14 protein-coding genes are annotated in these 14,753 nt (G+C 71.7%); 2 read left to right on the top strand and 12 right to left on the bottom strand.

Going from position 1 to position 14,753, the window contains the following annotated elements; genetic code table 11:
- Positions 1-2: 2 nt before the first annotated feature.
- The 9 genes from ATL45_RS05450 to ATL45_RS05490 form a co-directional block, all read right to left on the bottom strand.
- Positions 3-623 carry a TetR/AcrR family transcriptional regulator gene (locus ATL45_RS05450; protein WP_093152325.1) on the bottom strand — a complete coding sequence of 207 codons (621 nt, stop codon included), beginning with the start codon at positions 621-623 and terminating at the stop codon, positions 3-5.
- Between the two features lie 140 nt (positions 624-763).
- On the bottom strand, positions 764-3,745 hold the full coding sequence (locus ATL45_RS05455; protein ID WP_093152328.1) for a translation initiation factor IF-2 N-terminal domain-containing protein: 2,982 nt from the start codon (positions 3,743-3,745) through the stop codon (positions 764-766).
- A 166-nt stretch (positions 3,746-3,911) separates the two neighbouring features.
- Positions 3,912-4,706: a TIGR03936 family radical SAM-associated protein gene (locus ATL45_RS05460; protein WP_093152330.1), complete on the bottom strand. Its 795-nt coding sequence runs from the start codon at positions 4,704-4,706 to the stop codon at positions 3,912-3,914.
- Between the two features lie 249 nt (positions 4,707-4,955).
- Positions 4,956-6,920 carry a TIGR03960 family B12-binding radical SAM protein gene (locus ATL45_RS05465; RefSeq protein WP_093152333.1) on the bottom strand — a complete coding sequence of 655 codons (1,965 nt, stop codon included), beginning with the start codon at positions 6,918-6,920 and terminating at the stop codon, positions 4,956-4,958.
- Between the two features lie 95 nt (positions 6,921-7,015).
- The gene (locus ATL45_RS05470; RefSeq protein WP_246025180.1) at positions 7,016-7,555 is read right to left on the bottom strand and encodes a GNAT family N-acetyltransferase; all 540 of its coding nucleotides are present in this window, start codon (positions 7,553-7,555) and stop codon (positions 7,016-7,018) included.
- 5 nt (positions 7,556-7,560) lie between these two features.
- Positions 7,561-7,971, bottom strand: a complete 411-nt coding sequence (gene ndk / locus ATL45_RS05475) for a nucleoside-diphosphate kinase (RefSeq protein ID WP_093152336.1) — start codon at positions 7,969-7,971, stop codon at positions 7,561-7,563.
- Positions 7,972-8,076: 105 nt separating this feature from the next.
- Positions 8,077-8,505 carry a type II toxin-antitoxin system VapC family toxin gene (locus ATL45_RS05480; RefSeq protein ID WP_093152338.1) on the bottom strand — a complete coding sequence of 143 codons (429 nt, stop codon included), beginning with the start codon at positions 8,503-8,505 and terminating at the stop codon, positions 8,077-8,079.
- On the bottom strand, positions 8,495-8,725 hold the full coding sequence (locus tag ATL45_RS05485; protein WP_093152341.1) for an AbrB/MazE/SpoVT family DNA-binding domain-containing protein: 231 nt from the start codon (positions 8,723-8,725) through the stop codon (positions 8,495-8,497). Before ATL45_RS05485 ends, ATL45_RS05480 begins: the two co-directional genes overlap by 11 nt.
- Positions 8,726-8,832: 107 nt before the next feature.
- Positions 8,833-10,377, bottom strand: coding sequence for an alkaline phosphatase D family protein (locus ATL45_RS05490; protein WP_093152343.1), 1,545 nt, complete (start codon positions 10,375-10,377; stop codon positions 8,833-8,835).
- Positions 10,378-10,532: 155 nt separating this feature from the next.
- Here ATL45_RS05490 and ATL45_RS05495 point away from each other — a divergent pair, with 155 nt between their 5' ends.
- Positions 10,533-11,633: a zinc-binding dehydrogenase gene (locus ATL45_RS05495; protein ID WP_093152347.1), complete on the top strand. Its 1,101-nt coding sequence runs from the start codon at positions 10,533-10,535 to the stop codon at positions 11,631-11,633.
- 3 nt (positions 11,634-11,636) lie between these two features.
- On the opposite strand, the gene ATL45_RS05500 is transcribed toward ATL45_RS05495, so the two are convergent.
- The 3 genes from ATL45_RS05500 to ATL45_RS05510 are packed head-to-tail and all read right to left on the bottom strand — an operon-like array spanning position 11,637 to position 13,985.
- On the bottom strand, positions 11,637-12,131 hold the full coding sequence (locus ATL45_RS05500; protein WP_093152350.1) for a DUF4233 domain-containing protein: 495 nt from the start codon (positions 12,129-12,131) through the stop codon (positions 11,637-11,639).
- On the bottom strand, positions 12,128-13,495 hold the full coding sequence (gene folC / locus ATL45_RS05505) for a bifunctional tetrahydrofolate synthase/dihydrofolate synthase (protein ID WP_093152352.1): 1,368 nt from the start codon (positions 13,493-13,495) through the stop codon (positions 12,128-12,130). Before folC ends, ATL45_RS05500 begins: the two co-directional genes overlap by 4 nt.
- 40 nt (positions 13,496-13,535) lie before the next feature.
- Entirely contained in the window at positions 13,536-13,985 is a 450-nt protein-coding gene (locus tag ATL45_RS05510; protein WP_093152355.1) for a helix-turn-helix domain-containing protein, read from the bottom strand.
- 28 nt (positions 13,986-14,013) lie between these two features.
- On the opposite strand from ATL45_RS05510, the gene ATL45_RS05515 reads away from it, so the two are divergent.
- Positions 14,014-14,742 carry a methyltransferase domain-containing protein gene (locus tag ATL45_RS05515; RefSeq protein ID WP_093152359.1) on the top strand — a complete coding sequence of 243 codons (729 nt, stop codon included), beginning with the start codon at positions 14,014-14,016 and terminating at the stop codon, positions 14,740-14,742.
- Positions 14,743-14,753 lie beyond the last annotated feature (11 nt).

The following is a 14,753-nucleotide window of genomic DNA, read 5'->3' on the forward strand; positions in this document are numbered from 1 at the left end:
GCTCATGACTTCTCCTGGCTGGCTCGGGTCGCGAGGTCGAAGGTGGTCGCGAGTTCGCGGGCGTAGAGGTCCGTGTCGGTGTCCGCTTCCGTGCCGAGGCGCAGCGCGACGCCGTCCAGCGCGTGGCGCAACGTCACCGCCATGACGTGCGGGTCGAAGTCCCGGAACTCCCCCGCCCGCTGACCGGCGCGGAACAGCTCGGCGAGACCTTCGATCTCGTGGCGGTGCGGCAGCACCGGATCGCCGCCGCGCTCGTTGATGAGGATCTCCGTGAGCGCCCGGAGCTGAGGGTGGTGCGTGCGGTAGAAGTCCGCGCTGGCCTCGATGAAGGCACGGAGCTGCCCGCGCGCGGTGTCGGCGGCGACGACGCGGGCGCCCACCAACTCCTCGGCCGTCCGGTAGACGTCGGCGACGACCTGCCGCATCAGCTCGGCCTTGTTCTTGAAGTGGTAGGAGATCATCCCGGTGCTGCTCAGCCCGGCGCGCTTGGCGATCTGCCCGAAGGAAGCGCGCGGATATCCGAGCTCGACGATCGCCTCGATGGCCGCCGCGACGATCTGCGCCCGCCTGCCCTGCTCGGTGAACGACCTGCTTTGCTCAGCCGAGCTGAAATTTGCTCGCATGAGCAAAATCTAGCACGGCTGAGCAAACCGGCGGGCGGATCGGTTCGAGCCGCGGAATCAGCGCAGGTCGCAGAGGTCCTACCGGAAACGCGAAATGGCCGACCCGTTCGAGAACGGATCGGCCATTCCAGCTCGTCGGCTCAGCCTTCGACGGGCGGACCAGCAGGTCGCGACGCGGCCCGGCGGCGAGCCCGGCGGACCGGCGCGGCCGGAGCCACCTCGGCCAGGCCGTTGTCGGCAGGCTCCACCGGCTCCGCCGGCTTGCTGACCACCAGCGGCGCCACCGCCGCGCCGGCGCTGCCGGCCGCTCGCGTCGCCTTCCGCCGTCGGCCGTTGGCCTCCGGCGCGGGCGTCGGCTTCGCCTCCGCGACGGCCGGCTCCGCGGCCTTGACGGCTGCCGCCGGCTGCTCGACCGGCTTCGCGGCCTCAGCGGGCTTCGCCGCTTCTACCGGCTTCGCCTCGACGGCCTCCGCCTTCGGCTCGGCCTGCACCGCTGCCGCGGGCTTCGCCTCCGCTGCCGCTTCGGCCGTCACCTCCGCGGGCTTCGCCTGCTCGGGCTTCTGCTCCGCAGGCTTCTGTTCCACGGGCTTCGCCGGCTCGACCTTCGCGGCCTCAGGCTTCGCGGCCTCGACCTTCGCAGCCTCGCGCCTCTCCGGCTCGGGCTTCTCCGGCTCGGGTGCCTTCGCCGTCTCCGGCTGCTTCGGCTCCGGCTGCTCGGCCTCGTGCTGCTTGCCGCGGTTGCGGTTGCGGCGAGAGCCGTTGTTGCTGCTGCCGTTCCCGCCGCCGCCGTGGCCGCCGTTCGGGTGGCTGGTGGGCTCGGTGGAGACCAGCAGGCCGCGGCCGCGGCAGTGCTCGCAGGTGCTGCTGTAGGCCTCCAGCAGGCCGGTGCCGACCCGCTTGCGGGTCATCTGGACCAGGCCCAGCGACGTCACCTCGGCGACCTGGTGGCGGGTGCGGTCCCGGCCCAGGCACTCGGTGAGGCGGCGCAGCACCAGGTCGCGGTTGGACTCCAGCACCATGTCGATGAAGTCGATGACGATGATGCCGCCGATGTCGCGCAACCGGAGCTGGCGGACGATCTCCTCGGCCGCTTCCAGGTTGTTGCGGGTGACGGTCTCCTCGAGGTTGCCGCCGGAACCGGTGAACTTGCCGGTGTTGACGTCGATCACCGTCATGGCCTCGGTGCGGTCGATCACCAGGTAGCCGCCGGAGGGCAGCCAGACCTTGCGGTCCAGGGCCTTGGCGATCTGCTCGTTGATCCGCTGCTCGGTGAACACATCGTTCTTGCCGACGTGCTTGACCAGCCGCTGCGCCAGGTCGGGCGCGACGTGCTGGACGTAGGCCTCGATGGTGTCCCAGGCGTCGGAGCCCTGGACCGTCATCTGCGAGAAGTCCTCGGTGAACAGGTCGCGGACGACCTTGATCAGCAGGTCCGGCTCCTCGTAGAGCAGCTGCGGGGCCTGCGCGCCGGGGATCTCGGCCTTCTCCTTGATGACCTCCCACTGCGCCTGCAGGCGCCGCACGTCGCGGTCCAGCGCTTCCTCGCTGGTGCCCTCCGACGCGGTGCGGATGATCACCCCGGCGTTGTCCGGGACGATCCGCTTGAGGATCTCCTTGAGCCGCTTGCGCTCGGTGTCCGGCAGCTTCCGGCTGATGCCGGTGGCACCGCCGCCCGGCACGTACACCAGGAACCGGCCCGGCAGGCTGATCTGGGTGGTGAGCCGGGCGCCCTTGTGGCCGACCGGGTCCTTGGTGACCTGCACCAGGACGCTGTCGCCGGTCTGCAGCGCCTGCTCGATGCGGCGCGCCTTGCCCGCCAGCCCGGCGGCGTCCCAGTCCACCTCACCGGCGTAGAGCACCGCGTTGCGGCCGCGGCCGATGTCGACGAAGGCGGCTTCCATGCTGGGCAGCACGTTCTGCACGCGGCCCAGGTAGACGTTGCCGACCAGCGAGCCGGTGCCCGACGAGGTCACGAAGTTCTCGACGAGGACGTTGTCCTCCAGCACCGCGATCTGCGTCTGGTCGCCGTTCTGCCGGACGACCATCTTGCGGTCCACCGACTCGCGACGGGCCAGGAACTCGGCCTCGGAGAGCACCGGGGCGCGGCGGCGACCGGCCTCGCGGCCGTCCCGGCGGCGCTGCCGCTTGGCCTCCAGGCGGGTCGAGCCCTTGACCGCGCGGACCTCGTCGTCGCTGCTGTCCTGGCGGGTCTCGGCGGACGGCTCGCGGACGTGCACGACGGTGTTCGGCGGGTCGTCCTCGCGGGCACCGGTCTCGTCGTCGGCCGAACCCTTGCGGCGACGACGGCGACGGCGGCGGCGGTTCGACTCCCCAGCGCCCTCGGACTCGGCGGCGGGCTGCTCCTCGGCGGGCTCCTCCGCCGCGGGCTCCTCAGCGGTCTCGGCTTCCTCGGAGGTCTCCGAATCGCCTTCGCCACCGGTCTCGGAGTCGGCACCGCGACCACGACCGCGACCGCGGCGACCACGACGGCGGCGGCGCCGACCGGTGCCCTCGCCGTCCTCGTCGCTGTCGGCGGAGTCATCCGGGGCTTCGGTCTTGGCCTCGGCGGGCTCCTCGACCTCCGCGGCGGCGGGCTCCGGCTCGGCCTTCGGCTCGGGCCGCGTCTCCTGCGGAGCCGCGGACGGCGCCAGGAACATCGCCTCCGGCGCGGCGAAGACCGGCGTCAGCCCGGCCAGCGCGTTGCTCTCCGGAGCCGGCTCGTTCGCGGCCGCCGCGAAGTGCGCGACCGGGATCGCGGGCTCGACGGCCGCCGGTTCCTGAGCGGCCGGTTCCTCGGCAGCCGGCTGCTCGGCTTCGGCCTGCTCCGGCTGAGCGGCCGGGGCCGCCGGCTCGGCCGGGGCCTCCGATTCGGCCACCAGCTCCGGGTTCAGGGCCTCGACGACCTGCAGCGCCACCTCGCGGGTGATGTTCGACTGCGCGCTGCGGACCGATTCGCCGATCGACTCCAGCGTGTTGATGATCTCCCGGCTGCTGGACCCCAGCAGCTTGGCCAGTGCGTGCACACGGAGCTTGGCGGGCAGCTCGATCGTGCCCTGCTCTTCTCCGGTGGGTGTGGGCGATTGCCCGCTGGCGCTTCCAGCGGGATTGTCCGTGTTCAACATCCAGCTCCTCCGCCCCCGGGCGCGTCCGGGTGGACGCGGCCGCACAGAGGCATGTGCGTTCTTCGGTCTCCGCCGCCCGCGGGCGACGGCAATTCTGGTGTTCCCTCCGCCCCGGGCCTTCAGGCCGGGAAGTCACACGGCGGGTCGGCGACGTCCGCGCCGTCCGTCATCCGGCCGTGGGCTCCCCTGCCGGACTCCGCTCGGCGCCTGAGTCCTGGGCCAACGGGTCGGCGATGCCGCCTCCGTCGTCGAGCCGACCCTGTTCCAGCCGGGTCGCGCTCGCGGCGGCCGACGGTTCCAGACCGGCGACGACACGCAGGGCGCTCAGTACGTCGTCGGGTCGTACGACGGGTGTTGTCTGCCGAACGACCGTTACAAGTATCCCATACGGTTCCGATGCCTTCGGCCAATCGTCCACCTGGGCGGTCGCGGAGGAATTTTGATCACTCTCAGCGACCGTCGGGTGCGCGGTCTGGACCTCCGCGCTGAGCAGCGCCGCGCGGGCGTCGATGGTGCGGCGACCGTCCTTGGTCATCCGCTCCACCAGCGCCGTGTCGGCGGCCATCAGCGCGGTGACGGCGTCACGCAGCTCCGCGACGTCCGTGCCGGGCAGGTCGATCCGCCACCGGCTCACCTCCAGCCGGTCCGCCAGCGCGCCCGGCCGGGCCTCCGCGGCTTCGAGCACGTCGATGCCGTCGGGCAGCGCGGCGTTGAGCTCGGCGCGCAGCGCCGCGGGCTCCACCCGCTCCACGAGCTGCAGCTCCACGTACTCGGCCACGCTGGACACCCCGGTGGGCACCGCGCCCGCCCAGGACACCTTCGGGTGCGGGCTGAAGCCCTGGGAATACGCCATCGGTACCCCGGCCCGTCGCAGGGCGCGCTCGAAGGTGCGCGCCACGTCCCGGTGCGAGGTGAACCGCAACCGCCCCCGCTTGGCGTAGCGGAGCCGCAGCTTCTGCACCGGTGGAGCCGAGGGATTCGGATGATCTCGCCGACTCAGGATGCCCTCCCGACCATGATCGTCATCGGCGGTCCTGACGACCGCTCCGATGCCGATGCTTGCTTGCTCAACCGCAGTGTGACAACACCTGCGGGCCAGTTTTCGAAGGAACGTACAACGCCGGCCGCCTCCGCACCGAGCTCCGACTCGGCTGGTGGGACCGGCGAGCGACTCGGCCAGGAGGCCCTGACCAGCGCTCGCCGGCCGCTTTCAGCCCTGGGTGAAGGCCGGGTTGCGGACCGGGGAGCCCTGCCCGACCGGGGAGATCGGCAGCAGCTTGCGCCCCGTCGGCCCGACCTCGATGTCGGTGCCCATGGTCGGGCACACCCCGCAGTCGAAGCACGGCGTCCACCGGCAGTCGTCCTGCTCGCGGGCGTCCAGCGCGTCCTGCCAGTCCGCCCACAGCCATTCCTTGTCCAGGCCGGAGTCGAGGTGGTCCCACGGCAGGACCTCGCCCTCGGTCCGCTCCCGGGTGGTGAACCAGGCCAGGTCCACGCCCAGCGGCTCGAGCTCGGCCGCGGCGCAGTCGACCCAGCGCTCGTAGGAGAAGTGCTCGTTCCAGCCGTCGAACCGGCCGCCCTCGCGCCACACCCGCTCGATGACCCGGCCGAGCCGCCGGTCGCCGCGGGAGAGCAGGCCTTCGATCATCGACGGCTTGCCGTCGTGGTAGCGCATGCCGATGTTGCGGCCGATCCGGCGATCGGAGTTGATCGCCTCGCGGAGCTTGCGCAACCGCGCGTCGACGGTGTCCGGGTCGGTCTGCGCGGCCCACTGGAACGGGGTGTGCGGCTTGGGCACGAACCCGCCGATGGAGATCGTGCAGCGGATGTCCTTGCGCCCGGAGGCCTCCCGGCCGGCGCGGATGACCTCCTTGGCCATCTCGGCGATCTGCAGCACGTCCTCGTCGGTCTCGGTGGGCAGACCGCACATGAAGTACAGCTTGACCTGCCGCCAGCCGTTGGCGAAGGCCGCCGAGACGGTGCGGATCAGGTCCTCCTCCGACACCATCTTGTTGATCACGCGGCGGATCCGCTCGCTGCCGCCCTCCGGGGCGAAGGTCAGCCCGGAGCGGCGGCCGTTGCGGGACAGCTCGTTGGCCAGGTCGATGTTGAACGCGTCCACCCGGGTCGACGGCAGCGACAGACCGGTGTTGGTGCCCTCGTAGCGGTCGGCCAGGCCCTTGGTGATGTCGGCGATCTCGGAGTGGTCGGCCGAGCTCAGCGACAGCAGCCCGACCTCCTCGAAACCGGTGGCCTCCAGGCCGCGCTGCACCATCTCGCCGATGCCCTCGATGGAGCGCTCCCGCACCGGCCGGGTGATCATCCCGGCCTGGCAGAACCGGCAGCCGCGGGTGCAACCGCGGAAGATCTCCACGCTCATCCGCTCGTGCACGCTCTCGGCCAGCGGCACCAGCGGCTGCTTCGGGTAAGGCCAGTCGTCGAGCTCCATGGTGGTGCGCTTGAAGACCCGGTACGGCGCGCGCTCGTTGTTCGGCACGACCTGGTCGATCGCGCCGTCGGCGCGGTAGGAGACGTCGTAGAACTTCGGCACGTACACGCCGCCGGACTCCGCCAGCCGCAGCAGCAGCTCGTCGCGGCCACCCGGCTGCCCCTCCGCCTTCCAGCGGCGGATCGCCTCGGTGATCTCCAGGACGGCTTCCTCGCCGTCGCCCAGCACGGCCGCGTCCAGGAAGTCCGCGATCGGCTCCGGGTTGAACGCCGCGTGCCCGCCGGCCAGCACGATGGGGTGATCATCGGTGCGGTCGGCGGCGTGCAGCGGGATCCCCGCCAGGTCCAGCGCGCCGAGCAGGTTGGTGTAGCCCAGCTCGGTGGCGAAGCTGACACCCAGCACGTCGAAGGCACCGACCGGCCGGTGCGCGTCCACGGTGAACTGCGGGATGCCGTGCTCGCGCATCAGCGCTTCGAGGTCCGGCCACACCGCGTAGGTGCGCTCGGCCAGCACGTCCGGCTGCTCGTTGAGGATCTCGTAGAGGATCTGGACGCCTTGGTTGGGCAGGCCGACTTCGTAGGCGTCGGGGTACATCAGGCACCACCGGATGGCGGTGTCGTCCCACGCCTTCAGCGTCGCGTTGAGCTCCCCACCCACGTACTGCACGGGTTTGGAGACGCGCGGCAGCAGCGGTTCCAACCTGTCGAAAACGGACTCCACACGCACCCAACCAGGGTAAAGGCCCCGGCTCCACCAGAGAGCCCGGGGCGAATTCCGATGAGGTCTTCCATGCACTTGCTGCGGGATCACCGCGCCCGGGATCAGACTTCCCGGGTGAACCAGATCTCGTCCCGGTCGTCGCCCGGCGCGACGCGGACCGCGCCCGGCCAGCGGCCCCGCTCGACCCAGCCGAGGCGCGCGTAGTAGCGCTCCAGGCCGTGCCCGCTGCGGGTGACCAGGTCCAGCATCTCCAGGCCGATGGCCCGCGCGTGCACCAGCGCCGCGTCGTGCAGCCGCTTGCCCCAGCCCCTGCCCTGCAGCGCCGGGTCGACCGCCAGCCAGACGAGCTCGCCGGTGTGCGTCCGGACCGGCAGCTGCCGCGGCCGCAGCACCGCGATCCCGACCAGCACGTGCTGCTGGCCGATGGTGATCAGGTGCGCCTTCTTGCCGCGCACCTCCTCGACCAGCTTGGTCGCCGCGGCGCGCAGCTCGTCCAGCGAGTCGGTCGGGCTGAACCCGGCCGCGCCGCCCGCCGCGGTGACCCGCGCCCACAACCCGGCCAGCGCCTCCGCCAGGTCCGGGTGGACGGCATCCACCCGGTGCGGCCCGGTGACGAAGCCGTCCGGGTCGATGCCGGTCACGGGTTTCAGACCTCCGGGAACCAGAGCTTGAGCTCGCGCGCGGCCGACTCCGGCGAGTCCGAGCCGTGCACCAGGTTGAACTGGACTTCCAGGCCGAAGTCGCCGCGGATGCTGCCCGGCGCCGCCTTCTCCACCGGGTCGGTGCCACCGGCCAGCTGGCGGAACGCGGCGATGGCGCGCGGGCCCTCGACGCACGCGGCCACGACCGGGCCGGAGGTGATGAACTCGATCAGCGAGCCGAAGAACGGCTTGCCATCGTGCTCGGCGTAGTGCTGCTCGGCCAGCTCGCGGTCGACGTTCTTCAGCTCCAGCGCGACCAGCTTCAGGCCCTTGCGCTCGATCCGGCTGATCACCTCGCCCACCAGGCCGCGCTCGACTCCGTCGGGCTTGACCAGGACCAGGGTGCGCTCGCTCACGGTTCTCCTCCTTCGTCGCCTTGGGCGCCCGGTGCCGTCACGCACCGCGCCCGATTTGGCCGCCAGCGTATCGATGCAGGTGACACGCCCGACGGCGGGGCGGCATCACTCCGGAGCGATCAACTCCACCGTCGGGAAGTACGTGCGGTACCGGCGCGCATCGCGGGTCAACAGCCGCAGCCTGCTGACCGCCGCGTGCGCGCCGATGTAGAAGTCCGGCAGCGGCGACCGCTTCTCGCCACCCCGCTTCCGGTACTGCTGGAAGCACTTCCCCGCGAGGAACCCCGCCGACCACGGCAGCGGCACGCGCACGAAGAAGTCGTCCGGGAACGCCTCCTCGACCTCCTCGATGGCTTGGAAGCGAACCGACACCTCGGAGAAGATCAACGGGTTGATCACCAGCGGTCCCTCATCCGCGGCCTTCTCCAACGCGGCCGCCGACCAGTCGAACCACTCGGCGTCCGTGATCACGAGGTCCAGCAGCACGTTGGAGTCGACGAGAGTGGCCGGCGGTCGAGCCGGCTCACTCGCCACGGGTCAGTTCCATGATCTCGTCGGTGGACATCCCCTCGCCGCTGGCCCGCCCCCGCAGGTGCTCGACGATCCGCTGCCCGCGACTCGGTACCGAGTGGCCGCGGGTGAGGACCAGCGCGTCTCCCTCCAGCCTGATCTCGATCTGATCCCCGGGCCGGAGACCCAGTTCACGGCGCAGGTCGATCGGGATGGTGACCTGCCCCTTCTCCGTCATCTTCATGAAGTAAGAATACGACTTTTCCTACTCCTACTTCCACCGATTAACTCGATCGTGGCTGGTCAGCACGGCCGTGACACTCACCGGGCGGTGGTGTCACGAGCGGCTGGTCAGCGCTGCGGGTCGAGGGTCTTCGCCCAGAGCGAGCGACCGCCCTGGTCACGGAGGTCGACGCGCAGCTGACCGGTGCGGGCGTCGATGTTGACCTCGCCGAAGTGCTGGAAGCCCTCCAGCGGCGAGGCGCCCTGCCTGCTCGGGGCGCTGACGAACACCTGCTCCGGCCCGAAGGTCGGGTCCAGCTCGTTCGGGCCGAAGGCGCCGGCGTGCAGCGGACCGGAGACGAACTCCCAGAACGGGTCGAAGCCCTCGAAGGCCGCGCGCTCCGGGGAGTACTCGATCGCCGCCGAGTAGTGCACGTCCGCGGTCAGCCAGACCGTGTTGCGCACCCGCCGGCGGCTGATCTCCTGCAGCACCCACGCCAGCTCGGCCTCGCGGCCGTTGGGCGCGCCCGGCAGGCCGTTGGCGACGCCTTCGATCGCGTCGCCGTCGGGCACCACGATGCCGATCGGCATGTCCGAGGCGATCACCTTCCAGGTCGCCCGCGACCGGCTGAGCTCGTCGACCAGCCACCGCGCCTGGCGCGCGCCGAGGATCCGCTCCGGGCTGGTGCCCGCCGAGTTCGAGTCTCGGTAGCTGCGCATGTCGAGCACGAACACGTCGAGCAGCGGGCCGTGCGAGACCTTGCGGTACACCCGGCCGTCCACCGCGTCCTGGCGGCGGGCCGGCTGCCACTCGTGGAAGGCCCGGAAAGCCCGCTGGGCGAGCACGTCGACGCGCTTCTCGGTGTACTTGTCGGAGTCCAGGATCTCGCCGGGGTACCAGTTGTTGGTGACCTCGTGGTCGTCCCACTGCACCAGCTGCGGCACCTGGGCGGCGAAGCGGCGGAAGTTCTCGTCGAGCAGGTTGTAGGCGAACTGCCCGCGGTACTCGGCCAGCGTTTCGGCCACCTTGGACTTCTCCGGCGTGACGATGTTGCGCCACACCCGCCCGTCCGGCAGCACCACCGACTCCTGCAGCGGGCCGTCGGCGTACACGGTGTCACCGCTGTGCAGGAAGAAGTCCGGGTTGCGGGCGGCCATCGCGTTGTAGATCGTCATGCCGCCGACGTCCGGGTTGATGCCCCAGCCCTGCCCGACGACGTCGCCCGACCACAGGAACCGCACGTCGCGGCGAGCACGCGGCGCGGTGCGGAAGGTCCCGGTCAGCGGCTCGCTGTCCACCCGGCCGTCCAGGTCCTGGGCGACGACGCGGTAGTGCAGCTGCTGCCCGGGCGGCAGCTGCGGCAGCAGGAGTTCGCCGGTGCCGTCGGTCTCCGGGGTCAGCAGCGGGCCGGGAATCCGCCGCGCACCGCGGAAGTCGGCGTGGCGGGAGATCTCGACGAACATCCGCGACGGCCGGTCGGCGCGGGTCCACACCACGGCGCCGTCCGGACGCGGGTCGCCGAGCTGCACGCCGTGGGTCAGCACGGGGCGTCCGGAGCGGGCGAAGGCCGGGGCACCGGCCAGCAGGCCGGAGGCGGCGAGTCCGGAAGCGGCGAGTCCGGTGGCGGCACCCCGCAGCAGGGTGCGCCGGTTCAGCGCGGAATTGGTGCTCATGCGCCGGTTCTATCCGCGCCAGGCGGCTGGTGGCTCACCTCGGATCGACGCCGAGGTGAAGAGTTCGTGCCGATCGCGGGCCTGGTGCGCGGCGGTGCGGCGCGATAGCTTCACCGGCGAACCGACTGGCCGGTCTGTCTGACGAGGAGACCCGGATGCGCGCTGCTGTGCACACCGCCGCCAACCAGCCGATGCGGATCGAGGAGCTCGCCGATCCGGTGCCGAGGGCGGGCGAGGTCGCCATCGACGTGCGGTCCTGCGGCGCCTGCCACTCCGACCTGCACGTGCTCAAGGGCGAGCTGCCGTTCCCGGTCCCGGCGGTGCTGGGGCACGAGGTCGCGGGCGTGATCTCCGAGGTCGGCCCCGGCGTCACCGGGCTCGCGGTGGGCGACCCGGTGGTCACCAGCTTCATCATGCCGTGCGGTCGGTGCGCGCAGTGCGCGCGCGGCAACGAGGAGATCTGCCTGCGGTTCTTCGAGTTCAACCGGGGCAAGGGGCGGCTCTACGACGACGAGACCAGGTTGTTCCGGCCGGACGGCGACGCGGTGTGGATGTACTCCCAGGGCGGGCTCGCCGAGCGGTGCGTCACCCCGGCGACCTCGGTGTACCGGGTGCCCGACGGCGTGGAGCTGACCGACGTGGCGTCGGTGGGCTGCTCGACCATGACCGCCTACGGCGCGCTGCGGCACGCGGCCGACCTGCGCGTCGGCGACACCGTCGCGGTGGTCGCGGCGGGCGGCGTCGGATCGGCGCTGATCCAGCTCGCGTCGGTGTTCGGCGCGTCGATGATCATCGCGGTGGACATCAGCGACGAGAAGCTGGCCGGTGCCCGCGAACTGGGTGCGACGCACGTGGTCAACTCGGCCGAGGTGGACGCCCCCGCCGCCATCCGCGAGCTCACCGGTGGCCGCGGTGTCGACGTCGCCTTCGAGGCGCTGGGCGCGGTTCCGACGTTCGAGGTGGCGCGCGACTCGGTGGTCGAGGGCGGGCAGGTCGTGGTGGTCGGCATCGCCGCGCGCGGCACCACGGGCGAGTTCGACCTGGCCACCATGGCGCGGCGGAAGCTGCAGATCAAGGGCTCCTACGGCGCCAAACCGCGCCGCGACATGCCGGTGCTGCTCGACCTGGTCGCCCGAGGCCTCCTGCGCCCGCAGGACGCGATCAGCCGCCGCTACCCCTTCGACGAGGCCCAGAAGGCCTACGACGCGCTCGACCGCGGCGAGATCATCGGCCGAGCCGTCATCGACATCGGCTGACCGTCAATCGGTCTTGTCCTCCGGCGGGTGACCGGGCGGGTGGCCGAGCTGGTCGTAGAGCTGGCCCTCGCGCATCCGGCGGGCGACGTCGTTGCGCAGGTAGAGGATGTAGCCCCAGATCGCCGCGAAGATCGCGCCCATGATGCCGACCGACGGGTGCACGAAGAAGCACAGCACCATCGCGCCCTGCAGCACGAGCGCCACGGCGAGGCCCCACGGGCGGCGCTGCACGAACGCCGCCGCCAGCATCAGCACCGACAGCACCGCGACGATGACGAACCCGGCGCTGGACACACCGCCGCCGAACCGCCAGACCACCGGCAGCGCCAGCATGAAGGTGATGAACTCCAGCACCAGCGTGCCCGCCATGATCCCGCGCAGGCCCTTCCACGGGTCGCGCACACCGGGCGGCGCCTCGGGCAGCCCCTTGCCCGGTTCAGGCAGCCCGTTGCCCGGTTCGGGCTTCTGCTCGTCGCTCAAGGCAGCTCCACCACTCATGCCGGTTCCTTGCCGAACAGGGCTCGGGCCTCGCCCGCGGTCACCACCGAGCCGGTGATCACCACGCCGCCGCCGGACACCGATTCACCCGGGTCGTCGGTCTCCTCGGCGAGCTGGATCGCGGTCTCCACCGCGTCGTCCAGCCGCGGTTCGACGACGATGCGGTCCGGGCCGAAGATGTCCTTGGCCACGCCCGCCAGCGCGTCGGGATCCATCGCCCGCGGCGAGGAGTTGCGGGTCAGCACGATCTCCTCGACCACCGGCTCCAGCTCGGTCAGGATGCCGCGCGCGTCCTTGTCGCCGAGCACGCCGACCACCGCGACCAGGCGGCGGAAGGAGAACTCCGAGCTGAGCGCGTCGGCCAGCGCCCGGGCGCCGTGCGGGTTGTGCGCGGCGTCGACGAGCACGGTCGGTGCGGAACGCACGCGCTCCAGGCGGCCCGGGGTGATGACGCTCGCGAAGCCCTCGCGGACCCGCTCCACGTCGAGCTGGCGATCGGCGCCGGCGCCGAAGAACGCTTCCGTCGCGGCGAGCGCGAGCGCCGCGTTGCGGGCCTGGTGCTCGCCGTGCAGCGGCAGGAACACCTCGTCGTAGACGCCGCCCAGCCCCTGCAGGCTCAGCATCTGCCCGCCGACCGCGACGGTCCGCGACAGCACGCCGAACTCCTGGCCCTCGCGGGCGACCGTGGCGTCGACCTCCGCGACGCGCTCCATGATCACCTGCTGGGCCGCCGCGGGCTGCGCCGCGACCACCGCGATCGAACCGGGCTTGATGATCCCGGCCTTCTCGGCGGCGATCCCGGCGATGTCGTCGCCCAGGTACTCGGCGTGGTCCAGCGCGACCGGGCAGACGACCGCGATCTTGGCGTCGGCGACGTTGGTGGCGTCCCAGCTGCCGCCGAGCCCGACCTCGATCACCGCAGCCTCGACCGGCGCGTCGGCGAAGGCCGCGAAGGCCATTCCGGTGAGCACCTCGAACTTGCTCATCCGCACATCGCTGCGGGAGTCCACGATGGACACGTACGGCGCGACGTCGCGGTAAGCCTCGACGTAGGCCTCCGGGCTGATCGGCTTGCCGTCGATGCTGATCCGCTCGGTGGCGACCTGCAGGTGCGGGCTGGTGTAGCGGCCGGTGCGCAGACCGAGCCCGGACAGCAGGGCATCGGTCAGCCGGGAGGTCGACGACTTCCCGTTGGTCCCGGCGATGTGCACCACCGGGTAGCTGCGCTGCGGCTCGGCGAGCAGATCGGTGAGCGCCCGGATCCGGTCCAGCGACGGTTCGATCTTGGTCTCCGGCCAGCGTTCGTTGAGCTCGGCCTCCACGGCGCGCAGCTCCTGCAGCGCGGCGGGATCGGTGCCGGACAAGTGCCCACTCCCCTGCGAACGACGAAATGTCGAGGTCAGTCTACGTCTCCGCCCCCGGCCGCGGAGGCCGCCCCGATCCGGCGGGCCGGACAAAGCGGCCGGCGACCGATTCGTCGAGCACCCGCTGGAAGTGCGGGCAGGTGGCGATGTCGGCGTGGTCGCAGTCCAGTGCGCACTCGATGAGGTCCAGCGAGGACTGGAGCTCGTCGATGCGCCGCCGGAGCTCGTCGCGGTGCTGCCGCATGATCCGCCGGCGCGCGCCGGGCTCCGCTGTCGACAGCACCTCGCGGATGGCCTCGAGGCCGAGGCCCGCCTGCTTGGCGCGGAGGATGATCGCCACGCGGTAGAGGTCGTCCTGCCCGTACCGGCGGCGCCCCGAGACCCGGCGGGGCGCCAGCAGCCCCATCGACTCCCAGTGCCGCAGGACGTGCGCGGCGAGCCCGAAGTGCGCGGCGAGGTCGCCGATGGCGAACTCGGGTGTTGACTTCACGTCGACATGAAGTCGCAGGCTCGGCGACATGTCAACCGAGAACCTGATCGAGATCCTCGACCGCTTCGACTCGCTGCCCGGATCGGTGCGGCTGCGCGAGCGGTCCTACCAGCTGCTGCCCGCCGGTGGTCTGGTGGCCGACATCGGCTGCGGAGCCGGCCGGGCCGTCGGTGAGCTGCGAGAACGCGGTGTCACGGCGATCGGGCTGGACGTCGACGGGGAGATGGTCGCGGCAGCGCGCGAGCGGCTGCCCGGCGTCGACTTCCGGCTGGCCGACGCCGGTGCGCTGCCCTTCGCCGACGGCGAGCTCGCAGGCTACCGCGCGGAGCGGGTCTTCCACGCGATCGCCGATCCGGCGGCGGCGCTGGCCGAGGCCAGGCGGGCGCTGGCGCCGGGCGGTCGCATCGTGCTGCTCGGTCAGGACTGGGAGGCAATCCTGATCGACTCCGACGACATGGCGACCACCCGCGCGGCGGTGCAGGCGCGGCTCCGCACCGTTCCCCAGCCGCACGCCGCCCGGCAGTACCGGAACCTCTTGCTGGACAGCGGTTTTCGCGATGTCACCGTCGAGGTCCACACCGGGTTCTTCACCGACGGCATCGTCCTGCCGATGCTGCTCGGGCTGGCCGGAGCCGCTCGCGGCGTGCTCACCGACGCACGAGTGGAGTCGTGGATCGCCGAGCAGCGCCGCCGGGCGGAGACCGACCGCCTCAGCTGCGCCATCCCGATGTTCCTCGCCGCCGCCACCAACCCGTGACGAGGACGAAG

The sequence above is a fragment of the Saccharopolyspora antimicrobica genome (assembly GCF_003635025.1).
Taxonomy (GTDB): domain Bacteria; phylum Actinomycetota; class Actinomycetes; order Mycobacteriales; family Pseudonocardiaceae; genus Saccharopolyspora; species Saccharopolyspora antimicrobica.